The organism is Acinetobacter sp. PC34 (assembly GCF_051789135.1).
GTDB classification, from domain to species: domain Bacteria; phylum Pseudomonadota; class Gammaproteobacteria; order Pseudomonadales; family Moraxellaceae; genus Acinetobacter; species Acinetobacter johnsonii.
In genome coordinates this window covers 1,856,241-1,881,683 of the sequence record NZ_CP196664.1, presented here as the reverse complement: position 1 = coordinate 1,881,683, position 25,443 = coordinate 1,856,241, and the positions used below count along the sequence as shown (strand labels likewise).

Here is a 25,443-nt window from a genome sequence, read left to right as displayed (position 1 = left end):
TTTTAGCTTAAAAAAATAGCGAAGTAGTAAAATCAAATCGCCAAACCCAATTTTACTATTCGCTATGCCTCGTACCATGCTGACAGATCAACACTGGCAAAAGTTGAAAGTTATTCTGCGTAATTTATCCATTCACCACAACTCAAATTTACGCAATTTTATTGAAGCTATTCTCTATAGAATTAGAACAGGCTGTCCGTGGCGAGATATTCCTTGTTGTTTTGGTCATTCAAACTCTATTTTCAAACGTTTTAATCGTTGGTCAAGCAGCGGTAAGTTACTTAGATTATTCAAATTACTAGCCTCATGCCCCGATATGGAGTGGATTTTTATTGATGGCTCTCATGTACGTGCTCATCAACATTCTGCCGGCATAGCGAATCAATCTATTTCTAAAGGTGTAGGAGGAAACTCCTCAAAAATACATTTGATTGTTGATGCACATGGCAATCCTATTGATTTCATGATTACCGATGGAACCACACATGATGTTAAAGTTGCACCTGATTTAATATCAACATTAGATTTAAAAGAGACAAAAGTGGTATGTGCAGATAAAGGCTATGATTCAGAACCACTGCGTGAACAGATCAGGAAAACAGGGACTAAAGCGAATATACCAAAGAAAACAAATAGCCAATCGAACAATGACCATATGGACTGGTATTTATATAAAATCAGGCATTTAGTTGAAAATATGTTTTGTAGATTAAAGCAATTTAGAGGAATAGCTACTCGATATGACAAGCTCAAAAGAAATTATCAAAGTTCTGTTGCTTTAGCCTGTATATTTTTATGGCTACCTTTATAGGGTTAATTATGAACAGTAAATGTCAACAGACCCTAATGGCATTACATTAAATGCAGATACCGATACAAACGGAAAATTAACTCAGGGAGAAATTCGTGACCAACAAACAAATACAGTCACGATCACTTTAGGGGCAGATGCTAAAGTTGGGGATACGATAGTTGTTAATGGAACTTTGTACACCTTAACTCAAACTGAAATTGATGCTTTAAAAATAACCGTTCCTGTAACTGTAGTAGATGGTCTGAATTTCATCCGTGTAGATGCTTCTAATACGGATGGACAAACAGAGCTAGATTTCAAATTCTTTGAAGTGCTAGACGGACAATATATTGGTGATGTAAATATCATTAATGATGCGAATGGCAATAATATTATTGATAACAGTGAGCTAGGAAATGGTGGCACAATAGATGTACGCGTCCAGCTTGGTGCAGATGTCCGCGAAGGAGACATCGTTACTTTAGCGGGTCAACCTCCACATACGGTTACAGCAGCAGATTTAGCCAATATGTATGTTGACTTTACTGGTGTTCCAGTCACTCAAGGGCAAACAGAAACGTTGCAGGTTACGATATCAGATGCAGGAGGTGTATTAGACGATGCGTCTAGGGATGTGCAGATTGATGGAGCGGCTCGTAATATTGTGGAGTCTATTGATTTCCCAGATGATTTAGATAACAACAGTACGCTAAATGGACAAGAACTCAATGGTAAAAACAATACACCTGTTCAAATTACTTTAGGAGCCGATGCTCAAGTTGGAGACATTGTTGTTGTTAATGGTGACAAATATGTTCTGAGTGCAACGGAAGTTGCGAATGGAACTTTAAATGTCAATGTTTCGGTACGTGAAGGTCAGAACCCAATCGAAATTAGTGCAACAGATGAGTGGGGTAATGTAGATCGAATTTCTGATGCTATTGTTGTCGATGTTTTACCACCAGCTACACCAACACTTGCACCTACAGCAGTAGATGATGTTGAGCTTCAAACTGGAAATATTGCCAATAATTCTGTGACCAATGATAGCCGTCCTGAAATTACAGGGACTGGTCGAGCTCCGGGTGAAACCATTAACCTTTATGTCAATGGAGCACCAGTCACTGGAGCAGGAACACCAATTATCGTTCAGCCTGATGGTGAGTGGAGTTATACCCCAGCAGCGGATTGGGATGATGATAATTATATTATTACATACACGGTATCGGACACTAACGGGAATACTTCGACTTCGTCACCATCATTAACTTTCGAAATTGATACAGTTGCACCAACAGGCGGCGCTGTTTCAATTGATACGCCTATCGCTGTGGATGGTGTAGTTGACACAACCGAGGCGAGTGGCACTATCACGGTTACAGGAACGCTTACGACTCCAACTGATGCAGCCACTACAACCGTCATAGTTACTGTGAATGGAGCGGATTATCCAGCAATAGTAACGGGCAATACGTGGACAGCCAGTATTCCAGGTAGTCAGTTTGCAGATGGTGCAGGAAATGTATCTGTAGAGGCTGTATTTACAGATGCTGCAGGAAATGCTTCACCTGCAACGGCTGATGCGGCTTATACCCTAGATATTCCAGCCGTACTGAATGACTCTGAACTTGCAGGAGTTGGTTTAAATCCACCTGTTACAGGCAGTACTGTTAAAACAGGTACAAGCCTAACGATGGATCATGCAACAGCGCCAGTCACAGCTGTGGATGGCAATGGTGACCCAGTTACACTTGCTGTAGGTGGCGTTGCTGTGGTTTGGAGTGGGGCAGGAACAGCAGCAAGTCCATTTGTTGCAACGGTAGCAGGTCTTGCAGAACCAGTATTGAGTATCACGATCAATAACAATGGCGACTATACGATTGTTCAAAACCATAGTTTGGATCATGCATTGGCTGGTGCAGACAAAATCACAATTACTGTACCTGTTCTCGATGGTGGTGTTGCGCATGATGTATTGATACTAGACGTTGTAGATGGTGTGCCTACTGCAGCGACAGATAGCACTGCTAACTTAACACAGCAAATTACACAAGGTGCAGATACGCTCGATATCAGCGTACCGCAAACTTACCGTGGCTCTGCTGTTGAAACCTTTGGTGGCGATGCTGAGGGAGCACATGTCAGTAAAGTAACTATTGAAGGTATCGAGTTTACTTATGATGGTACGACAGTGACAACACCTAATGACTTTGGTAACTCAGGTGTTGTTGCCTCACATACTGTAGTGGATGGTTCAGATACGTCTTTAGTGGTTACTACTGCTCGTGGTGAAACAATTACGGTGAATTTAGACACCGGAAATTATACTGTTGAAGTTACAGGTCAAGGTCTTGCAGTCAATGAAGCGCCTGAGGCAAACATTGCAGGGGCTGGCGGCTTACTTGGTGGAGGCATTATCAATGCTGATGCATTGGGCGTGATAGATCTTTCACAAACACAGACGTTCTCCGTTTCGGATAACAATGAGAACTTGACCAAGGTGAATGTTGGATATGAAACCTCTAATTTGAGCTCAGCATTAGATGTATTGGTTACACAGCAGTTGAATAGCGTTGTTGATGGATTAAGAAATATTCCAGGAGATATTTTAGGGTTAGGAGATGTAGTTGCTAATCTCTTGGAGGGTTTGGGTGTTACAGATCTTATAGATCAGTTAATTACAAATCCAAATGGTTTAATTGCAGGGATAGTAGCACCAGTTGTTAAGCCATTAACTGACTTGTTGAATGAGGTATTAAATGGCAAACTCGTTCTTGATTATGATGTTCAGATGGCAACTGAGTTAGGTTTAAAAGTTACAGCTGTTGCGGGTGATTATAATAATAACTTCAAAGCGAGCTTAGTCATTGAGTCGCTAACTGCTAATGGTGTCATTGACTCATTAGCTGTCAATCAGTTATTAGGGACAGTTGAAGCAACAGATAGTGGCGGTGGTTTGTTAGATCTACTTGATTCAAATTTGAATCTACTCACTACTTTAAATCTACAAGCAACAGATCAGGCTGGGGCACTAAGCGCTCCAGAATCTCAAGATTTAACGATTCAGTTAGGGCTACTTAGTGATGGAATCCAGTCGAATACTACTGTGATTAAAGATAACGGTTCCAATCTTAACCAAAGTGGTGCGACATCGTCTGTTCAAATCTTTGGTTTAGATGGCGATGACACTATCACTGGCAGTAACTTTGCTGACATTATCCGCGGTGGTACTGGAAATGACACAATTAATGCTGGTGCAGGTAATGACATTATTATTGGTGGCAAAGGTGATGACACGCTTACAGGCGGCCTAGGTCGTGATGTCTTTAAGTGGGAGTCTGGCGACCAAGGCACGACTGTTACTCCTGCACGAGATACAGTCATCGATTTTGATATTCGTTCAGTTGCCCAAGGTGGAGACATTATTGATTTATCCGGGTTGTTGCCAAATGCAGACCGAGTAGGTACAAGTTCAGTCAACATTGGGGACTATGTATCGTTTGTTGAAGTAGCAGGCAATACAGAAATTCATATCAGCACAGCAGGAAATGGTGGAGTAGATCAAGTTATTGTTCTGGAAGGTGTAACTGGCTTTGTAGGGCAATTTGCGTCTCAAGATGAACTAATTTCTTACTTGCTTAAATCTGGAAAATTGGTGATTGGGGAGCAAACGGTTGACCAAGCTACTTATGATGCCATTAAAACGGATAATGAGCTTAATATTGGTATTGAAGTTAAAGATGGCGATGGAGATACCGATACCCATACTGTGGATTTAGGCGTGGGTAGTCTAGAGGATGCCAATCAATATCAACCTAACTTTGATCCAAATAATGTGGCTCCGGAGATTAGCCTAGAAGTATCTACGCTCTTAGGTTTAATCGGTGTAGATGCACTAGGTCTACTTGATCTAAGTCGCCAAGCTTATTCAGTTGTCGATGTAAACAACAACCTGCAACGTGTTGAATTGGTTTATCAACCTGTAGTTAATGTTGGCTTAACACGTGCTTACTTTACCGTAAGTACAGAGTTGGCTACTGAGCTGGGTTTGAAAGTGACCTCAGTGACAGATGGTGGTTTACTCAATCTACTCGGCTATAGCAATACACTCATCATTACGGCACTAGATGGTGGAACCATTAGTAACTTGGCTATTAATGAGTTATTGGCTGCCGTTGAAATGCATGCGGAAGATGGCACATTACTTACAGGTACTTTGTTAACTACAAATGTACTGAACTCAGTTTCAATGACAGCCATTGATAGTCAAGGTGCATCCTCAACGGAGAGTGGCGGTAGTCTAATTAATATCAACCTACTGGATAACTTCAGTAATGGTAGTGAGTTTATTTTTGAGGGTACGACAGGTGTAGATGCTTTAGACCAATCTACCGCAACCGATGGGGTGCGTTTATATGGTTATGCTGGTAATGACACATTAACAGGTGGTTCAGGCAATGACTTGTTACGTGGTGGCGATGGTGATGACACACTGATTGGTGGTGCAGGGAATGACTTACTGATTGGAGGGTCAGGAAATGACACCTTCATAGGTGGTTTAGGTAGCGACACCGTGTTGTATGAACTACTCGATAATCTAGGTAACGCGCCAACAGGTGGCAATGGAGTCGATACTTGGACTGACTTTACTGTCGGTGCAGGGGCGGACAAAATTGATGTTTCTGCATTGCTTGATGGGCAACAGACTGCGACTAATATAGGTAACTATATCTCTGTGACAACTGATGTGAATGGACATGCAGTGATTGCAATTGACCGTGATGGCAGTGCAGGAGGTTTTGGTAAAGCAGATCTCTTGGTTCTCAATAATATCAATGCTATTGATTTGGGTGCTACTGCTGAGGATCAACTCAAAACACTGTTAGACAATAATCAAATCATTTTCTAAACAGAAGGAAATGAATAAAAAGGATGCTTTGTGGGTTTAAACACAAAGCATCTCTTCTCTATGTATTTGATGAATTGGATATAAGTAATAAATGAAAAAGCATATTCGCCTAAATATGATTGTTAAAAATGAGGCGCATGTCATCTTAAGATGTTTGGCGTCAGTTAAACCTTGGATAGATTCATGGTGCATTGTAGATACCGGTTCTAGTGACGGAACACAGGACATTATTCAAGACTATTTAAAAGACATTCCTGGGCAGTTATATGAACGGCCTTGGAAAAATTTTGGGTACAACCGTACAGAGGCACTACAGCTTGCAGTCTCAGAAGATCTGCCTGCTGCGGATTATCTCTTATTCATTGATGCGGATGAACAGTTACAAGCCGCTGAAGATTTTGTTTTACCTGCACTTACGGCGAAAGCCTATTATTTTCCAGTGATTTATGGCGCTTTGCGTTATCGACGCAATGCCATGATTTCTACAGCTCTAGAATGGACTTGGAAAGGGGTCATACATGAATACCTTCACTCACAGCAATTACACCGTTGGCAAACACTTGAAGGCTTGAACATATTTGTTCAGCATGATGGTGCTCGAGCAAAAAATAAAAATACATATCTCAATGATATTGCTTTGCTAGAACAAGGACTCATAGATGAGCCAGATAATTTACGCTATGTTTTTTATTTGGCACAAAGTTACCGTGATGCTGGGATGTTTGAAAAGAGTCGAGAGTTCTATTTAAAGCGGGCAGCTGCAGAGGGTTGGGAAGAAGAACGTTGGATGGCACAGCTACGTGCAGCTCAAATGGCTGATCGTTTGGGGTTGGATGAAGGAGTTGTACATCATGAATATTTAAAGAGTTGGATAGCTAAGCAACATCGTGCAGAACCACTTTACGAGTTAGCTCGTTACTACCGATTGAAAAAAGATTTTGATCTAGCTTGTTATTTTGCAGTTCAGGCAATTGATATTCCTGTACCAACAGATGGTTTATTTGTTGATGCTAGTGTCTATGAATGGCGGGCATTAGATGAGTTGGCTGTTTCAGCAACCTACTGTAAAACATATAAAAAGCAAGGCGGAGAAGCCATGCAAAAATTGCTAACAGAAAAAAAGTACCCGAAGACACAGCAAGTGCGCATGTTGGCAAATGAGAAATTTTATAAATGAAAAAAAAGGAAATGATTCGCTCTGAATTAAAATCTGAATCCATCTTTTTAATGAACAAATGGTCTATTGCCGAAAAAAGAACGTATTTTATTTGTATGCTTAAGAGTTCTGGTTTTTGGCACTCCTCTTTATATTTAAGTTTAGTTCTATTGTTTCCCGTGACATTTGCAAGTGCCAATACAGAACAACCATCTTCTGTTAAAAGTAAAATCAATCAAATATGGCAGCCTAAACCTGACGATCAAGCCAATACGATTAAAATTGATGATTTTAATCGTTTATTCACCAATACATCGTCAGTCCAAGAGTTACCAAAAATAAGTGCCGCAGTGACGACTGACATGCCTAGTAGTAGTGTAAGGACTGTCGCTGTAACAAAAAGAAGCCAACTGGATTTTTTAGATGCGATTCGGCAGGCATTGCAACGTCGTCCCGAAATTACTCAAGGCATTGCGGAAGTTGCTCAGCAGCAAGCAAACATTGATACCGTTAAATCACAGTATTTTCCTCAAATTTCAGGAGGATTTAATACTGGCGACTTTACGACAGGAGAGCGTGGCCGACAAGTTTTTAGTATTTCTGCGACACAAATGCTTTATGACTTCGGCAAAATAAAAAGTGCTGTGACTGTCGAACAAGCAAAGTTGATGCAAGACCAAGCACAGTTATTACTTGAAATTGATGATATTTCATACCAAGTAGCCAATGCAATTGTGAACATCAAACGCTATGAAGAGCTCGTAAAAATTGCTGATCAACAAATTAGTGGTATTGGTCGTATCGCCGAAATAGCGCGGTTACGTGCACAAGCTGGTATTAGTAGTCAAGCAGATCCGATTCAAGCGCAGTCAAATTTAGAAGCAGCGCAATCGACCAAGGTGGTTCAGGAAGCCCAATTACATCAGTATCAACAAAAACTCAGAACTTTATTGGGATACGACGTTTCAAATGTAAATATAAATATGCCCAGTTTTTTAGTTGAAAAAGCAGGGCTATACGATGAAATTGATTTTAATAACGTTTCCAAAATGATGGCCGCACAAACTGCAGTTCAGATTGCGAAATTTCAGAAGCAGCAAACCAAATTAAATGTCTATCCAACGTTAAATATTAAAGGCAGCCTGAGTCAGGCGGTAAATGGTCGTAATCCAAATAATAACGAAGATGATGGTTTTTATAATTCTATCATGCTTGAAGCTTCAAGCACCTTTTTTCAAGGTGGAGCGATTAGTGCGAGAAACCGTGCTGCTAGTTATGCAGAGGAAGCAGCTAAAGCACAAGTCAGTACTGTTTATTTAGATGTATTGGATCAAACTCGTTTGATTCAGACAGAAGTGGAAAGTAAGCAAAAGCAAATGGTGGTTCTTGCTCAACGACGTGAAACCACAAAACGAACCAAAGAACTCTATCAAGAACAATATAAATTAGGCACACGAACTGTTGTTGACTTGCTCAATGCTGAACAAGCAATACATGGTGCAGCTCAGGAAATTGAAGCTGCTCGCTATGATATTTATACAGCACTGATTCGATATATTGAAATTACTGGCCGTAGTAGAGCTGTTTATCAATTAAATAATACGCCTATTCAGGGACTTGAGGTGGTGTCATGAGCAGTTCATTAAATTACCAACCATGGCTAAAAGCAGTGCTTAGTATTGCAAAGCACTATCGTATTGAAACATCAGAAGAACAACTGCGTTTGCAACTCAACTGGAATCAAAGTGATTCTATTGTAGAGACTCTGACACTCATGACCCGTCAACTGGGGATGAGTTTACGTCAAGTACCATTCAGTCAAGATTTGCTCAATCCATGGTTATTACCTGTTGTTGTCGAGTTATCGGATGGACAAGTTGCTGTAATTGAAAAAGCAGATTCAGAAGGCAATATCAGCATCCAATTTAGTGCTGACGCAGGGCTTACACAAACCTATACCATTACGAAACTACAAGAACATATTCGCTTTGTTTATATCATTCGACCTGAAAAATCGGTGAGTGATGTCCGGGTTGATGAATACATCAAGCCTTATGAAGCCAGTTGGTTTTGGGGCATTGTATTACAAGACTGGAAACGTTATATCGACATTATGTTTGCCTCTTTAATGGCGAATATCCTTGCATTAGCAACCGTCGTCTTTTCTATGAATGTCTATGACCGTGTCATTCCAGCACAGTCAATCCCAACGTTGTGGGTGCTGGCAGGTGGAGTATTAATTGCGGCAATTTTTGAGTTTTCGATACGCGTTGCACGGGTTTTTTTATCTGACATTATTGGTAAAAGAGCAGATTTAAAGATATCGGATCGGGTCTTTGGTCATGCTTTACGCATTAAAAATAAAGAACGCTCAAAATCAACAGGGACATTTATTTCTCAAATTAGAGAATTAGAAGGGGTTCGTGAACTGGTCACTTCAACCACCATTTCAGCAATTGCCGATTTACCTTTTTTCTTAATGTTCTTAGTAATCTTTTGGCTTATTGGCGGCAATCTGTTTTGGGTCATGCTTGTGGTTGTTCCTTTGATGATTTTGCCGGGTCTACTGATTCAAAAGCCTTTAGCAAAATTGGCTAAAGAAGGTATGCGTGAAGGTGCGATTCGTAATGCCATGCTCGTTGAAGTGGTACAGGGTATTGAAGACATTAAACTGCTTAGAGCTGAGTCTCGCTTTCAAAATCAATGGAACCGTATGAATGAAATTTCTGCTGATATTTCCATGCGTCAGAGAAAGTTGGTGGGTGTGTTGAATGCATGGACACAGAAGATTCAAGGGTTGACCTTTGCTGTTGTCGTGTTAGTGGGGTGTTTTGCGGTCATGAAAGGTGAAATGACAACGGGGGCATTGGTGGCATGTTCGATGCTGTCTTCTCGCATGCTTGGACCTATAGCCCAAATTGCAGGGGTACTTGGGCGCTTACAACAGGCAAAAGTTGCAAAAACAGGTCTAGATGAACTGATGAAACGTGCTGTTGATCAACCTGAGCGGGCACATTTAATTCATCGACCTGTGATCAATGGTGATTATGACTTAACAGACGTTAGTTTTAAATACAGTGATGGAGATGAAAAGCCCAACTTACACATTGCTAAATTGGTCATAAGAGCTGGCGAAAAAATTGCGATTCTTGGACGAAATGGTGCAGGTAAATCGACCTTATTACAGTTGTTATCGGGGATGCAAGAACCCACACAAGGCAAAATTAAACTCGATGGACTGGAATTAAGACTGATTGATCCCGCAGATGTAAGGCGAGATATGGGATTGCTCAATCAAAATGCACATCTCTTTTTTGGCACAGTTCGAGAGAATTTGACGCTTGGAGCACCTCTGGCCAGTGATCAAGAAATTTTAAATGTCTTAAAAATTACAGGTGCACTCGATTTTATTCAAGCTAAAAAGGAAGGGCTTGATTTTCAAATTTTAGAAGGTGGTACTGGGTTTTCAGGTGGGCAACGTCAGGCTTTGTTAATGGCGCGCTTGTTGATTTGTCAGCCGAATATTTTACTGCTCGATGAACCAACGTCATTTTTAGATGAAGTCACAGAAAAACAATTAATTGATCATTTAAAGCACTGGTTAAGACCAAAAACCATGATTATTGCGACGCATCGTCGTGCGGTTTTAGAACTTGTCGATCGGATTATTGTGGTGAACGACGGAAAGATTGTAATGGATGGACCACGAGATCAGATTCTAAATCAATCAAAACAACAAAAAACTGCTGAGGTGTTGAAGTCATGAGTCAAACGGAATCTAGTAAAAAAAGCGTTTCTGCTCTCAACTTTCAACCGCCTTTACCGAGTGTTAGCAAGTTCATTTGGGTGATTTGTATTGGATTACTTGTGCTGTTGGCTTGGGCATGGTTTTTTGAATTAGAAGAAGTCTCTACAGGCTCAGGTAAAGTCATTCCATCATCTAAAGAACAATCGATTCAATCCTTAGAAGGCGGGATTTTAACTAAACTGTATGTCAGTGAAGGGGAAATTGTAAAGCAAGGACAAGTTCTAGCACAGCTAGATCCAACGCGTTTTGCTTCAAATGTAGGTGAGTCAGAATCACTCTTAATTGCGTCAAAAGCGACTGCTGCACGACTTCGTGCGGAGGTCAACGCTACTCCCTTGGTATTTCCAGAAGATGTGCTAAAAATACCTAAGTTAGTCAGTGAAGAAACTGCATTATATCAATCTCGCCGTTCGAATTTAAATGATTCGGTATCTGGCTTAAGTCAGGCTTTGGTTTTGGTGGAACAGGAGCTTGCGATGACAGAGCCCCTTGTCGCAAAAGGGGCAGCTAGTGAAGTAGAGGTGCTTCGTTTGAAACGAGAGGCCAATGACCTTCGAAATCAGATGAACGATATTCGCAATCAATATTATGTGAAAGCACGGGAAGAATTGGCCAAAGCCAATATTGATATTGAAACTCAAGCACAGGTGATTAAAGGCAAAACGGATACCTTACAGCGCACTGTTTTTAAGTCACCTGTACGGGGCATTGTCAAAGAAATTGATGTCATGACCATTGGTGGTGTCATTCCACAAAATGGAAAGTTGATGACCATCGTTCCTTTAGATGAACAGCTTTTAATTGAGGCCCGCATTTCGCCACGCGATATTGCTTTTATTCGACCTGACCAAGAAGCTTTGGTGAAAGTGACGGCCTATGATTATTCAATTTATGGCGGTTTGCATGGAAAAGTGACGGTCATTTCACCAGATACATTACGAGACGAAGTCAAACAAGATCAGTTCTATTATCGTGCTTATATCCGTACAGATTCAGATAAACTCATCAATAAGCAGGGTAAACAATTTAACATTACACCGGGTATGGTGGCAGTCGTGGATATTAAAACGGGGCATAAGACTGTGTTGGACTATCTAATTAAACCGTTTAACAAAGCCAAAGAAGCACTGCGTGAACGCTAATATCCATCCACTTTGTTTAAAACAATACAAAGCCAACGATGAGATCACATGCGTTGGCTTTTTTATTAAGTTACTGGTTTAAAACATAAGGATTAGCGCTGAAAATTGGCTTGAAAGAGACGCTGTTTTGAATCATTTAAGCTTTGGTTTTGGTCGAAACCCAACAGAGTAGAGCGCCAAGACAGACCATCAACGCGCCTTGCCAAAAACTGAAAGTTAAATGGGTACTTAAAATGAAGGCGGAAACTACAGCGGAAAATACAGGAATAAAATACGACGCAGCAGCCAAGAGCGTGACATTGCCATGCAATATACCAATATTCCATGCGCCATAGCCCATACCCATTGCAAAGGCTGCAAGGACTAAATAAATGGTGGGTTGCAGTTCAAAACGGCTTTGTTGCACAAACATTCAAAAGCTAAACTTCTTCCAAGTTATCTAAATTTAAGTGGCAACTTGGGTGTGAGGTCGACCTAAATCTGTAAATTTATTTAATACGGCCACACGTGCATGAATCTCATTGACTTGGCTTTGAAAGTTTCTCGCACGGAGTTTATCGCCTAATAATTTGATGCAATGCATCTTGGTTTCTATCAGACTTCTGCGATGATAGCCTGACCAATTTTTCCATATTGTTCTTCCTAAACGTTTAACTGTTCGAAGTAATTCATTTCGCTCTAGCGAGCTGGTCTTTGTATCTTTCCAAGGTTTCGCATTTTTTCTTGGCGGAATCACCGCATGTGCTTGTCGGTCTGCAATTACTTGACGGCATTGCTTGGTGTCATAAGCCCCATCAGTATAGACAGAGTCAATCTGCTCATCTTGTGGAATCTGATCGAGTAAATCACCAAGCACTTGTGAATCACTCACATTATTTGTAGTGAGTTGAATAGCGCGTATTTGAAGGGTTTCAGCATCTATACCAATATGAAGTTTACGCCATTGGCGACGATATTCAGGTTGGTGTTTCTTACGCTTCCATTCACCTTCGCCTAGAAACTTTAAGCCAGTAGAATCGACGAGTAGCTGGAGACCATTACTGCTTTTTTGATAGTTAATTGCAATATCAATATGCTTTTGTCTTCTGCAGATGGTGGAATAGTCTGGTGCTGTCCAATCTAATCTACAAAGATGAATGAGACTTTGCACAAAGCCAGTGACCATGCGTAAAGAAAGACGAAATAAGGATTTGATCATTAAACAGCATTGGATGGCTGTATCTGAATAAGTTTGATTTCGACCATGTTTACCTTTGGGTTGAGCGTACCATTGAGTCTTGGGATCAAACCAAATTGAGAGATTTCCTCGATTTATTAATGCACTGTTATAAGAAGACCAATTGGTTGTACGATAGATTTTAGGTGTGGGCTTATTCATTTGAGAATTATATTGTGGAATAAGCCTTTAGAGATAGGTTTGTGCAACAAAGCCGTTGTGTGTTGTTGTTAACTGCGTGTAGTTCTACAGCTGTCATACGTCCTCCCGAATATAAAACACCGCTGATTCACACGGATGAGCAATATAAATATGCTGCGCTCAATTGGACAGAAACCGCAGGCTTAAAAGGAGCGACAGTCGCATGGTGGAAAATTTATGAAGACCCCGTTTTAGTCCAACTGCTGCAACAGTTAAATGCAGAAAACTTAAATTTGAAACAGGCCGAGGCACGTTATAGACAAGCCAATGCTTTACTTGAGCAGCAAAAAGCCAGTCGTTCTGCCAGTCTAAGCTTAGAAAGTGCTGCCAAGCGTAATGGCGCAAAGCATACCTCTCCAAATAGTCAGTTTAGTACTGGGGTTCAGGCCAGCTGGATTCCTGATGTTTGGGGACGTGTGGCGAAAGCGATAAAGGGACAACAGGCAAATTTAGAAGCGGTGCAGGCGGACTTAGCCGCAGTGAAACTGAATCAACAGTTATTGGCGACTGAGGCTTATTGGAACATTCGTGTTTTGGATGCGCAACTTGATGTATTGCAGCAAACCCAAAAAAGTTACGTGCGTTCAGTGCAAATTTTAAAAAACCAATATACAGCAGGGATGATTGCGCGGGCAGATGTTATACAGGCAGAAACGCAGTTGAAACAAGTGCAAATACAGCAGATTGAAATGCAGCGTGAACGTAATTTACAGGAAAATGTGCTGGCGGTCTTACAGGGTAAAAGTGTGGTTCAGTTTCAACTGGTGAAACGTCAGCAAGGTTTGAGTATTCCTACTGTACCTGCACAGTTACCAAGTCGCTTACTCATGCAACGTCCTGATGTGATTCGTGCAGAGCGGGAGCTTGCGAGTACACATGCACAGTTGGGTTTAGCACAAACGGCATGGTTGCCAGATATTAATATTGGTCTTAATGCGAGTTTAAATAGTCAAGTGTTGGGTCAGTTGTTCCAAGCCCCTGCATATTTATGGTCTACGGGACTAGAAGCGGCTTCGGTTATTTTTGATGGTGGAAAACGGCAAACTGAAATTGCCCAAGCGCAGGCAAGTTATGATGAAAAATTAGCAGCCTATAAGCAAGCTGTACTTACGGGCTGGAAGGAAGTTGATGATGCTTTAATGCAAACTTCAAGTTTGAAACAACAACAACTGGAGCAAGCTCAGTTACTGCAACTAACTAAAGAAAATGAACAAGTAGTGATGCGACGTTATAACGCAGGTTTAGTCAGTTATTTGGAAGTGGTCACGGCGCAGAATTTAAGGCTGCAAGCTGAACAGAGCACATTAGAGTTACAACAAATGCAATTAAAAAATACAGCGCAATTAATGACTGCTTTGGGTGGGAATATTTCCTAAACACTTGCTTTCTTTTCAATCGGTGATTGACCAAACCATTAAGCCTTACATCTTGGTTTTCAGATGCAAGGCTTATACTATGTATTTGAAAGTAATAATAAAATAGATAGTATGTACTATTGAACACGAACTTTTATGACACACCGTTTATAAAAACAGTGCGCCTGACACTGCCCCGAAGAGCATGACCCACAGTGGATGAATTTTTTTCACTAAGCTTAACCCTGTCGCAACGATAACGATCGCGATAAGTAACCAGTTCTGAGCAGATGCTGCGGCAATAATATATGCACTGACCAAAACCAAGCCGACGGTAATCGGTTTCAGTGCTTTTTCAAACATGCTGCGTAGTGGATGATCCTTAAACTGGTTCCAAAACTTGAGTGCAAATACAGTCAGTATAGAAGAGGGCCCAAACTTTGCCAATGAAGTCACGAACAGTCCAGCAGGTCCAGCCACATGCCAACCGACCAGTGGCACAATCATCATATTGGGGCCCGGAGCCGCTTGAGCCATGGCAAACATGGTGCTGAACTCTGTGGCAGTAAGCCAACGATGCACTTCAACCACTTGATGCTGCATTTCTGGCAAAATGGCATTGCCACCACCAAAGGCCAGTATAGAAAGCTGGGTAAAAACGATAGCTAAGGTGAGTAAAATCATGCGTTTTTTCCTCTTTTTTTCAAGCTTAAGACTGCGACATTGATGCTCACTAAGATCAGTAACGTTAATGCCAAGGGAATCTTAATGATCAGCATAAAGACAATGGTCAGCGCAATGGTAAAGATCGTGAGGTAACTTTTCAGAATGGGTTTCAGCATTTTTAGCCCCATCGCAAATAGTAAACCTGCTGCTGCCGCTGCCAGTCCCTGTATCATGTGCTGAATCACGGGGATACTTTGAAATTGGCTATAGAGCTGATACAGTAAAATCACAATCACCGTCGGTGCAAAAATTAACCCGAGAACGGCACTAATCGCACCTTTAACCCCCTGAAACTCATAACCAATGGCAACGGCCATATTAATGATGTTTCCTCCAGGGAGGATTTGACAGACACCCAATAAGTGCGTGAACTCTTCCGTGTTGAGCCATTTTTGGTCTACTACAACCATTTGATGTGCAAGTGGCAATACGCCACCAAAGCCCATGAGTCCCAGCTTCATAAAGCCTGCAAATAATTCCCGTGAAGTTGGATGGGTTATTTGTTCAGCAGGGAGCACTTCAGTGTTCATGTCTTTCGCCTTTTGTGGAATGTGCCCAGTATGAACCTGTAGAGATATGTTGAAAAATGCTATTTTTGACGTTTTATATACTGAAAAAGTATGTTTAATAGGGCAGACATGATCGATATCCATAAACTCAGAGCATTTGTTGCAGTGGTAGAAGAAAGTAATATTTCGCATGCAGCTGTTCGTTTGAATATGCAACAACCACCGTTGACACGGATTATCAAAAGCTTGGAAGAAGAGTTGAATACACAACTGCTAAAGCGTTTGCCGCGTGGTGTTGAGGTAACGGAGGCGGGCAAGGTATTGTACAAAGAAGCCCTTGCGATATTGGCGCATGCACAGTTAATTCCTAAACGTGTGCAGGATATTTCTTTGGGGGTCGAAGGTCAGATTAATATTGGCTTTACCAACTCGGTTGGCTTACATCCTTTTTTACCGGCCTTGCTGCGTAACTTTCGGGAAACTTTTCCACGTGTTTCAATTCATCTGGAAGAAGATGGCAGTAGCTCGCTGATAGACTCCATTAGTAATGAAAAAAATGACATTGTGTTCTTACGCAAACCTGCACCGATTGGCCTTGGTTTAACCAGTCTACATGTATTAGATGAACCGCTCATTGTGGCTTTACCCAACAATCATCCTTTGGCTGAACAAGCCGAACCGATTCACTTGCTGGATCTTGAACCGCATGATTTTGTGTTATACCGACGTTTAGCTGGACAAGATTTATTCGATAATATTTTGGCCAGTTGTTACCAAGCTGGATTTAGTCCCAAAATTGTACAAGAAGCGCCACGTTTAACCTCAAGCTTAAACTTGATTGCTGCAGGGATTGGTTTATCCATCGTGCCTGAGGCCATTCGTGACTTTTGGAATAAGCAGATTGTTTATAAAACGCTTAAGGCCAATAACCCATGTATTGCGCCGATTTATGCAGTGTATAAAGAAAATATAGACAATGTCCGTTTGCAACACATCTTAAAGTTATTGCAATAATTCGTTGAATATTGAGCACTTTATTCTGCCTGACAAGAGCTGGCTTAAAGTGCTAAGGTAGAGTGATGATGTGTTGTATTTAAAGTTTTATAACTATAACGAATGCTCGTACGGAGCAAAATATAATATTTAGCAATATGGGGTGTTTAACCCATGCTTTTTAATAAGGTTTCTTTTGCACTCACGGCTCTACTTTCTTCCACTGTGGTAATGATGAGTGGTTGTGCAACCAGTCTGTCTAGCACCGCTTCAAACACACAACAACAGGCGCAAAATGCCTTATTGGTCTATGGTGGCCACATTTTAACCATGCAAGGCATGCAGCCCAGCTATGTCGATGCCATGATAATTCAAGATGGAAAGATCCGTTATACAGGCCCATTGTCTGAGGCTGAAAAGCTTGCGCCACAGGCGAAACGCTTAAACTTGAATAACAAGACCGTCATCCCTGGCATCATCGATGCACATAGTCATTTAAACTCTGTCGGTATGCAGCAAACTGTGGCAAATTTATATCCGCCGCCAGATGGCAAGGTGGTGAGTATTGCCACACTTATCCAAGAAATGAAGGCGTGGGCGAAGCAAAAGCCAACCTTTGTCCAAGCGACTTCTGGCTGGATTATTGGCAATGGTTATGATGATGCCCAGCTACAAGAGAAAGCTCATCCAACAGCCACAGATTTAGATCAGATTTCAACGACTCAACCTGTACTGATTTTGCATCAGTCTGGACATTTGGCCTCTGTGAATCACAAAGTGCTAGAGTTGTTAGGCATTAATGAAAAAAGTAGTAACCCCAGTGGTGGTGTGATTCGACGAGTAGTCGGGACAAATATTCCAAATGGTGTACTGGAAGAAAGTGTTGTGATTGAAGCCATGCTACAGGCGTTTAAAACGGTCCCACCTGAAATGATGCAGCAGATGGCGTTGACTGCGGTACAGACTTATATGAAAAATGGTTACACCACGGTACAAGAAGGACGAGCTGATCGTGGTACTTCAGAACTTTGGCGCAGTTTGGCTAATCAAAACAAATTAGCGATTGATGTCGTCTCTTATCCTGATATCAGTTCAGAACAGGCATATATGCTTGAAAAAGGAGTAAGCAAAAACTATGTCAATCACTTTAGAATTGGTGGCGTGAAAATTAGCTTAGATGGTTCACCCCAAGGTAAAACAGCATGGTTAACTGAACCCTATGTGGTTCCGCCTGAAGGGAAAGATAAGAACTATCGTGGCTATCCTGCATTTCCAGAGCAAAAAACAGTCCAGCACATGATTGATTTGGCTTTCAGGCAGCATTGGCCCATTTTGGCACATGCCAATGGTGATGCTGCGATTGATCAATACCTCAATGTGATTGCCAATGCGCAAAAGAAATATGATGCCTCACAGCGACGAGATGTCATTATTCATGCGCAAACTATGCGAGAGGATCAACTGGATCGAGCAAAGCAGCTTCATTTGATTCCATCCTTCTTTTCTTTGCATACCTACTACTGGGGGGATTGGCATGTGGCACAAACCTTAGGTGAAAAGCGTGCTGAACACATCTCACCAACAGGTTCAGCCTTAAGAAAAGGCATGATTTTCACCGAGCATCACGATGCTCCTGTTATCCCACCGAAAAGCATGATGGTGTTGGATGCAACGGTTAATCGCACCACGCGAACAGGCAAAGTTTTGGGTGAGGCACAAAAAGTCAGCCCGTATATCGCACTTAAAACGATGACGGACTGGGCTGCATATCAGTATTTTGAAGAAGATATTAAAGGCACTTTAAGTACAGGGAAATACGGTGACTTTGTTATTTTAAGTGACAATCCAATCACAATTGATCCGTCTAAAATCAAAGATATCAAAGTCCTTGCAACTTATAAGCAAGGACAGTTGGTTTATCAAAGATAAAGTTGTTTAGCGGCTTGTAAACCTGCGACTGAAAAGGTCATGAGATGTTTGACTAAAAGTGCAGGTTCAAGCTTGGAGACATTTTTAAGAGGGCTTGGACCATTTGCATCTGCCAAAATCAGCATCATACAAGGCGCGACGGTGCTGAGTACACAAGGCAAAAGTGCAGGATGATTTTCATCGATACCTGAAACTTGGCTAATAATTTTTTTAACCAAAAGAAACTTTCGCGCACCATCATTTTGCATAAACGTGTATAGGTGGGTAGTCGGTGAAAAAAGTTCGCGAACAAACACTTTGCTGTGCCAGACATCGGTTTCAACCAGTTTACCGATCAGGCTTTCAAAAAAAGCTTCCAGTTTTTCAGTGGGCGTTTTAGAGCTGTTAAGCAAGGTCAAGAGTTCTTGTTCATCAATATAATGTGTATGTGCTTCGGCAAGTACGGCACGATATAAGCCATCACGACCATCGAAGTGATAGTTAATGGCAGCTAAATCGACTTCGGCCAGCTTGGCAATAGCTTTACTCGTGGTTTTTGCAAAACCATCCTGAGCAATTAGGCGGCCAGCAGCATCCAAAATTTTCGATTTGGTTAAATCACCATCGCTACGTCCAGCTCTAGACATTATTTACTCTGCATCAAAATTTAGACTTGAAGTATATCTTTCTTAACTGAATTGTTATAGTTTAAATTAAATTTAAACTTGTATTAAAACTAAGCGAAGGTTTGGTGTGCATGAACAAAAGTAAGTTCATACTGCTGGTTGGGGTGTTGCTCATTGCTGTAGCGGCTGCATTGTTGTGGTTCAGTCGAGACAAAGCCGATCCCGATCATCTGGTGCTATATGGCAATGTTGATATTCGACAAGTCTCGCTTGCATTTGAAACGGCTGGGCGTATTCAAAGCTTGGCTGTTCAAGAAGGTGATCGCGTTCAAAAAGGTCAGGTTCTTGCAGAACTGAATACTGACTCGCTGACTATACAAGCACAGCAAGCCCAAGCGCAGTTACAAGTTCAACAGCAAACCTTAAATGAACAAGCTGCGGGCAATCGACCTGAAGAGATTACCCAAGCGAAAGCGAAAGTACAGTCTGCCCAAGCCCAATTTGAAAATGCCGATAAACAATACCAACGTTTAAATGTCTTGAATCGGAGTACTGCGGGTCAAGCGGTGAGTAAGCAAGAGGTTGATGCTGCAAAAAGCAATATGAAAATGGCGGAAGCGGCCGTAGGTGAAACAAAAGCCAACCTAGAGCTACTTTTGAAAGGTGCACGCGCAGAAGATCGTGAAGCGGCTAAAGCACAATATGAATCGACCAAAGCCAATCTTGATTTGATTGATTATCAAATTACACAAAGTCAGCTGCAAGCACCTGTGAATGGCGTAATTCGTGCACGTTTACAAGAAGTTGGTGACATGACGACTTCAAACAAGTCCGTCTATACCATTGCCCTGATCCATCCTAAATGGGTGCGTGTTTATGCCAATGAAATGGATCTTGGGCATATCAACATGGGCGCAGCAGCACAAGTTATTCGTGACTCACAACCGAATCAGCCCATCACAGGAAAAATTGGTTATATCTCATCTGTCGCGGAATTTACCCCGAAAACGGTACAGACCGAAGATATTCGCACGACTTTGGTTTATGAAGTCCGTATTTATGTCGATGACCCGAATGACCAACTGAAGATGGGACAACCTGTGACGGTGAACATAGCCAAATCATCTCGCCCAATGGCCACGAACAATCCTTAAGGCAGGGGAATATGTCGATGTCAGTAGAGAGCATTGTGATTGCCACGGATTTAAACAAAACCTTTAAAGCAGAACAAAAAGGTTTGGATGATGTGCAGGCTTTGCAAGGCATAAATATGCAGATCAAAACAGGACAATTGACGGCTTTGGTTGGGCCTGATGGTGCAGGTAAAACTACATTTTTAAGATTGATCGCAGGTTTATATGAGCCAACTACTGGAAGCTTAAAAGTCTTAGGAATGGATGTCGCCAAAGACCCGCAATTTGTGCAAGATCGTATCAGCTACATGCCGCAAAAGTTTGGTTTGTATGAAGACCTCAGTATTCAAGAAAATTTAGACTTGTATGCGGATTTGCATGGCGTGCCAGTGGACGTTCGCAAGGAGCGTTTTGCACGTTTGCTCAAGATTACCGACTTGGCGCGCTTTACTGAACGTCCCGCAGGAAAACTCTCTGGGGGTATGAAGCAGAAGTTAGGTTTGGTCTGCACTTTAGTCCGTTCACCTGAACTATTGCTGTTGGATGAGCCAAGTGTCGGTGTCGATCCACTCTCACGCCGTGATTTGTGGATCATCATTGAACAATTGGTGAGGGAGGAGAGCCTGAGTGTCATTCTCAGTACGGCGTATATGGATGAAGCTGAGCGCTGTCATCAGGTTTATGTCATGTTGGATGGGCAAGTCTTAAAGCAAGGTACACCCGACGAGCTGACGGCTCAGGCACAGGGACAAACATGGCAAGTAAAACCCAGACCTGACATGAAGGCGCGGGTGTTACAAGCACATTTACTTGATAATCAATATTATATTGCCGATACAGTGCCCAAAGGAGATGTAGTGCGTTTTATTACGCGAACTGAAAGCTCAACACTTCCTACAGATCTGTTACCCAAAGGCCTTGTTGCGGAACAGAGGCCAGCAGAATTAGAAGATGCATTTATGTTGCTTTTACATGTGGCGAAGCATACTCAAAAAATGGTATTGGCACAGGAAAATTTAGCTTTAGACCCTTCAATAACTTTGATAGAAAACTCTGATCCACCACAAGTGAAAACAGAGCAGAGTGTAAAACAGCAGCTTGAAAAACCTGTGATTGTGGTGAAGGATTTGGTACGCACCTTTGGTGATTTTACCGCCGTGGCCAGTACCTCGTTTGATGTGTATCGAGGCGAAATTTTTGGTTTACTTGGCCCTAATGGTGCAGGTAAGACCACGACGTTTCGTATGCTCTGTGGCTTACTGCCCGCCAGCAGTGGTGTGTTGGAAGTGGCAGGCATGAATTTACGTACAGCTCGTGCGCAGGCAAGGGCAAAAATTGGTTATGTATCGCAGAAGTTTGCCCTGTATGGCAATTTGAGCGTGTTGGATAATTTAAAATTCTTTGGTGGCGCTTATGGCTTATCGGGCAAACAGTTAAAGCAGCAAATTGATAAAGCGTTGCTCCAATTTGAAATTAAGCCATACGCAAAAAGCGGTGATCTACCAAATGGTTTTAAACTGCGTTTGTCGATGGCAGCAGCACTGTTACATCAGCCTGAAATTGTATTTTTAGATGAACCGACCAGTGGTATTGATCCGTTAGCAAGGCGCTCTTTTTGGTACACCATTGGAGAGCTAGCGAACCAAGGCATAACCATTATTGTGACCACACACTTTATGGAAGAAGCTGAATATTGTGATCGGATTGCGATTCAAGATGCAGGGAAATTGTTGGCGATTGGCACACCTCAACAGATTCGTGGGATGGCACAATTAGAGGGTGTAAACGATATGAATAGCGCTTTTATTGCCATCGTTGAACAGTCCCGTGCGGACATGCAGGCTCACTGAGGAGCGTCAGATGAATCATTTCTCAGCTTTCTGGACACGACTGTTTGCCTTGACACGTAAAGAATCCAAACAGCTGCTTCGTGATAAAAGTAGTATGGCGATCGGTTTCATTCTACCGATTATTTTAATTTTGCTGTTTGGTTATGGGCTGTCTTTCGACTTAACCAACGGACGAGTTGGGGTTGTGGAGCAACAGCCCACGCCACAGAGTCAGCAACTGATGAGTGGCTTAAACGGCTCTAAATACATTACCGTCAAGCACTATCCAAGCTTTAGCCAAGCTGAAGCCGCAATAGGCAAGGCTGAAATTGATGCCATCGTCAATATACCCAGCAACTTTGCGGAGCAATATACAAATGGAGAGGGTGTTGTTCAGGTCATTACCAATGGCCGTTCGACCAGTATTGCTTCGGCCTTGCAGGGCTATATTACCAGTGCGCTCAATACCGCCAGTTTGATACAAGCAGACCGAACAAATGCAGCTTCGGTGGGTAGCGTCATCACGGTTGAACAACGTATGTGGTTTAACGAGTCCGCAAATAGTACGTGGTTTTTAGTACCGGGTTTAATTGTCTTGATTTTGAGCTTGGTCGGAGCATTTTTAACAGGTTTGCTGATTGCACGTGAGCGCGAGCGTGGCACTTTAGAAGCATTATATGTTACGCCCGTACGTCCTCTAGAAATTGTACTTTCAAAACTGGCGCCCTATATCGTGATTGGGATGATTGATATTGTGATGTGCTTAGTTGCAGCACATGTTCTGTTTGATGTACCCATTCGCGCATCACTGCTCTCTGTCATGAGCGCTTCTTTTTTATATTTAATGGTGTCGTTACTGTTGGGGCTGATGATTTCAGGCCTATCAAAAAGTCAGTTTCAAGCCAGTCAGATGGCACTGCTTGCCAGCTTCATGCCCGCTTTGATGCTTTCAGGTTTTGTGTTCGACACACGAAACCTACCGCTAATTGTGCAAATCGTCAGCAATGTTTTACCTGCAACGCACTATATGACTTTGATTAAAACTCTATTACTCGGTGGTGATGATTGGTCTTTGTGGCTCAAAGAGTGTGGCATTTTATTGATTTATATCGTGCTATTCACAGCAATGACCGCGCGTACACTGAAAAAGCGCTTGGGCTAACGAAAGGAAAAATGGTGTTATGGCAACGTTAATGCGCTGGTTTCGTTATCTTTGGGTACTGATTCGAAAAGAGTTTTTAGCTATTTTAGTCGATCCAGCCAATCGGGTGACCTTAATCGCGCCTGTATTTATCCAAGCGGTCTTGTTTGGTTATGCCGCAAGTTATGATGTGAATCATGTTGATTATGCCGTGCTGGATCAAAGCCGAAGCCAAAGCTCACAACAAGTTTTAGCGCATTTAGATGGTTCAGGAATTTTTAAACGAACAGCAGATTTGCAAAATAATCAACAAATCCAACAGGTGATTAATGATCGAACAGCCTTGGCGGTCATCACCATTCCTGCTGATTTTGAGGATAAGCTAAATAATCAAGAGTCTTCGCCGATTCAAGTGATTCTAGATGGGAGAAACTCATCGACTGCAAGTATGGCGGGCTCCTACATCAGTAGTGTGGTGGGGCAGGTCAATCAAGAACGATTGGGAACTAGCTTAGCGATTACGGTACAAGCGCGGACATGGTATAACCCGAATGTCGAGTCGAGATGGGGCATCATGCCATCTCTGATTGCAACTTTAAGTATGATGCAGACACTGTTACTTTCGGCACTTTCAGTAGCACGCGAGCGTGAACAAGGGACTTTTGATCAGCTCTTAGTTACACCCTATACCCCGACGCAGATTATGATTGGTAAGGCCATTCCGCCGATTATTATTGGAGTTATTCAATCTTCCATTATTTTAGCGATTATTCTGTTCTGGTTTCAGATCCCGATGAATGGCTCCTTGACCTTACTTTATTTTGGATTATTTGCCTTTAATATTGCCGTTGTGGGTGTGGGACTGTCGATTTCAGCAATTGCACTGAATATGCAACAAGCCATGCTGTATACTTTCTTTTTGATCATGCCTTTGACACTTTTATCTGGTTTACTAACTCCTGTACAAAATATGCCAAAAGTGTTGAATTGGCTGACTTATGCCAACCCGCTACGCTTTGGCATAGACTTGGTACAACGGGTGTATTTGGAAGGTGCGAGTTTTGCGCAAGTGAAATGGGACTTTGTACCGATGTTGATATTAGCCATAATTACTTTGCCTTTGGCTGCGTGGTTATTTCGAAATCGTTTGTCATAATAGAGTGTATCTTTATGTATCGCTTATCGATACAGACTGTGATCAGGCATTTGACGTTAAATAATGCAATCAATATCGGTTCATGATTAAAAAAAACGATTTTTGCATTGTATTTCTGGCTTAAGCTTTTTATTATTGCCCGCTTGTTTTCGCGATCAGCTTGGAATGGAACCTTGAGTAATTTTCTAACCGAACACCTGATTCATCGAGATGAAGACTTTATGGTCATCCATAAGCCTGCAGGTATACTCACCGTTCCGGGGAAGACAGAAGACTTACAAGATTGTATGATCAATCGTTTAGTCAAACTAGAACCTAAAACACTACTGATCCACCGTCTTGATCGCGATACCTCAGGTATCTTGGTTTTTGGTCTCAGCCGTTGGGGGCAAAAATCCATTTCTCGTCAGTTTCAAGAACGTCAAACCGATAAAACATATCAAGCGATTGTGGCTGGTCATTTAGATGGTCAGGGCACTGTTGATGTGCCTGTGATTTATGATCCATCCCGTCCACCGTTACATATTGCAGAGCCCAGTCATAACAAGCCTGCTTTGACGGAGTGGAAAGCCATTGAACATTTTGAAATACAGGGTCAGCCCGTGACTCGTGTGGCGCTCACCCCCATTACAGGGCGTTCACATCAACTTCGTGTACATATGCAGTTTTTAGGTCATCCTATCGTGGGAGATACGCTCTATGCTGCGCCTGACCAGCAAGATTTGATGCCGCGTTTGTGTTTACACGCAGAGCGTTTGAGTTTTCATCATCCCCAAACCAATGAACGTATCGAATTTATTTGTCCAGTACCATTTTAAGTACGTGGAATCATCAAATTTGCT

General features: G+C 42.0%; 17 protein-coding genes and 2 pseudogenes. 14 read left to right on the top strand and 5 right to left on the bottom strand.

Annotated elements, in window-relative coordinates; translation table 11 throughout:
* The first annotated feature begins 64 nt into the window (after positions 1-64).
* The 6 genes and pseudogenes from ACSC9N_RS09110 to ACSC9N_RS09085 all read left to right on the top strand — a co-directional run bounded on the left by ACSC9N_RS09110 (position 65) and on the right by ACSC9N_RS09085 (position 11,808).
* Positions 65-830: pseudogene (locus ACSC9N_RS09110) on the top strand (IS5-like element ISAba31 family transposase).
* The gene (locus ACSC9N_RS09105) at positions 831-5,702 is read left to right on the top strand and encodes a beta strand repeat-containing protein (protein WP_439036026.1); all 4,872 of its coding nucleotides are present in this window, start codon (positions 831-833) and stop codon (positions 5,700-5,702) included.
* A gap of 91 nt (positions 5,703-5,793) precedes the next feature.
* Positions 5,794-6,879, top strand: a complete 1,086-nt coding sequence (locus tag ACSC9N_RS09100; RefSeq protein ID WP_004980250.1) for a tetratricopeptide repeat-containing glycosyltransferase — start codon at positions 5,794-5,796, stop codon at positions 6,877-6,879.
* Positions 6,876-8,492: a TolC family protein gene (locus ACSC9N_RS09095; RefSeq protein WP_010326534.1), complete on the top strand. Its 1,617-nt coding sequence runs from the start codon at positions 6,876-6,878 to the stop codon at positions 8,490-8,492. Before ACSC9N_RS09100 ends, ACSC9N_RS09095 begins: the two co-directional genes overlap by 4 nt.
* On the top strand, positions 8,489-10,624 hold the full coding sequence (locus ACSC9N_RS09090) for a type I secretion system permease/ATPase (RefSeq protein WP_010326535.1): 2,136 nt from the start codon (positions 8,489-8,491) through the stop codon (positions 10,622-10,624). The genes ACSC9N_RS09095 and ACSC9N_RS09090 overlap by 4 nt, the downstream gene beginning before the upstream one ends.
* The gene (locus ACSC9N_RS09085) at positions 10,621-11,808 is read left to right on the top strand and encodes an HlyD family efflux transporter periplasmic adaptor subunit (RefSeq protein WP_010326536.1); all 1,188 of its coding nucleotides are present in this window, start codon (positions 10,621-10,623) and stop codon (positions 11,806-11,808) included. The genes ACSC9N_RS09090 and ACSC9N_RS09085 overlap by 4 nt, the downstream gene beginning before the upstream one ends.
* 136 nt (positions 11,809-11,944) lie before the next feature.
* Here the strand turns inward: ACSC9N_RS09085 and ACSC9N_RS09080 are convergent.
* Positions 11,945-12,178: pseudogene (locus tag ACSC9N_RS09080) on the bottom strand (EamA family transporter); the annotation flags it as partial.
* A 75-nt stretch (positions 12,179-12,253) separates the two neighbouring features.
* A complete protein-coding gene (locus ACSC9N_RS09075; RefSeq protein WP_004637176.1) occupies positions 12,254-13,186 on the bottom strand; it encodes an IS5-like element ISAha1 family transposase in 933 nt (310 codons plus the stop codon).
* Between the two features lie 41 nt (positions 13,187-13,227).
* Here ACSC9N_RS09075 and ACSC9N_RS09070 point away from each other — a divergent pair, with 41 nt between their 5' ends.
* Positions 13,228-14,601: an efflux transporter outer membrane subunit gene (locus ACSC9N_RS09070; RefSeq protein ID WP_010326538.1), complete on the top strand. Its 1,374-nt coding sequence runs from the start codon at positions 13,228-13,230 to the stop codon at positions 14,599-14,601.
* Between the two features lie 147 nt (positions 14,602-14,748).
* Here ACSC9N_RS09070 and ACSC9N_RS09065 read toward each other — a convergent pair whose 3' ends face one another.
* Positions 14,749-15,264: a chromate transporter gene (locus ACSC9N_RS09065; protein WP_010326539.1), complete on the bottom strand. Its 516-nt coding sequence runs from the start codon at positions 15,262-15,264 to the stop codon at positions 14,749-14,751.
* Entirely contained in the window at positions 15,261-15,836 is a 576-nt protein-coding gene (locus ACSC9N_RS09060; RefSeq protein ID WP_439036025.1) for a chromate transporter, read from the bottom strand. Before ACSC9N_RS09060 ends, ACSC9N_RS09065 begins: the two co-directional genes overlap by 4 nt.
* 108 nt (positions 15,837-15,944) lie before the next feature.
* Between ACSC9N_RS09060 and ACSC9N_RS09055 the strand changes: the two genes are divergently transcribed.
* Both ACSC9N_RS09055 and ACSC9N_RS09050 read left to right on the top strand, forming a co-directional pair.
* Entirely contained in the window at positions 15,945-16,829 is an 885-nt protein-coding gene (locus ACSC9N_RS09055) for a LysR family transcriptional regulator (RefSeq protein WP_010326540.1), read from the top strand.
* Positions 16,830-16,982: 153 nt separating this feature from the next.
* Positions 16,983-18,737 carry an amidohydrolase gene (locus ACSC9N_RS09050; RefSeq protein ID WP_010326541.1) on the top strand — a complete coding sequence of 585 codons (1,755 nt, stop codon included), beginning with the start codon at positions 16,983-16,985 and terminating at the stop codon, positions 18,735-18,737.
* On the opposite strand, the gene ACSC9N_RS09045 is transcribed toward ACSC9N_RS09050, so the two are convergent.
* Positions 18,728-19,363, bottom strand: coding sequence for a CerR family C-terminal domain-containing protein (locus ACSC9N_RS09045; RefSeq protein ID WP_004693547.1), 636 nt, complete (start codon positions 19,361-19,363; stop codon positions 18,728-18,730). The genes ACSC9N_RS09050 and ACSC9N_RS09045 overlap by 10 nt on opposite strands.
* 110 nt (positions 19,364-19,473) lie before the next feature.
* On the opposite strand from ACSC9N_RS09045, the gene ACSC9N_RS09040 reads away from it, so the two are divergent.
* The 5 genes from ACSC9N_RS09040 to ACSC9N_RS09020 all read left to right on the top strand — a co-directional run bounded on the left by ACSC9N_RS09040 (position 19,474) and on the right by ACSC9N_RS09020 (position 25,419).
* Positions 19,474-20,496, top strand: a complete 1,023-nt coding sequence (locus ACSC9N_RS09040; protein ID WP_010326542.1) for an HlyD family efflux transporter periplasmic adaptor subunit — start codon at positions 19,474-19,476, stop codon at positions 20,494-20,496.
* Positions 20,497-20,513: 17 nt separating this feature from the next.
* On the top strand, positions 20,514-22,325 hold the full coding sequence (locus ACSC9N_RS09035; RefSeq protein ID WP_395475186.1) for an ATP-binding cassette domain-containing protein: 1,812 nt from the start codon (positions 20,514-20,516) through the stop codon (positions 22,323-22,325).
* 10 nt (positions 22,326-22,335) lie between these two features.
* The gene (locus ACSC9N_RS09030) at positions 22,336-23,466 is read left to right on the top strand and encodes an ABC transporter permease (RefSeq protein ID WP_058952063.1); all 1,131 of its coding nucleotides are present in this window, start codon (positions 22,336-22,338) and stop codon (positions 23,464-23,466) included.
* Between the two features lie 19 nt (positions 23,467-23,485).
* Positions 23,486-24,601, top strand: coding sequence for an ABC transporter permease (locus ACSC9N_RS09025; RefSeq protein WP_029575002.1), 1,116 nt, complete (start codon positions 23,486-23,488; stop codon positions 24,599-24,601).
* A gap of 173 nt (positions 24,602-24,774) precedes the next feature.
* Positions 24,775-25,419: an RluA family pseudouridine synthase gene (locus ACSC9N_RS09020; protein ID WP_010326546.1), complete on the top strand. Its 645-nt coding sequence runs from the start codon at positions 24,775-24,777 to the stop codon at positions 25,417-25,419.
* Positions 25,420-25,443 lie beyond the last annotated feature (24 nt).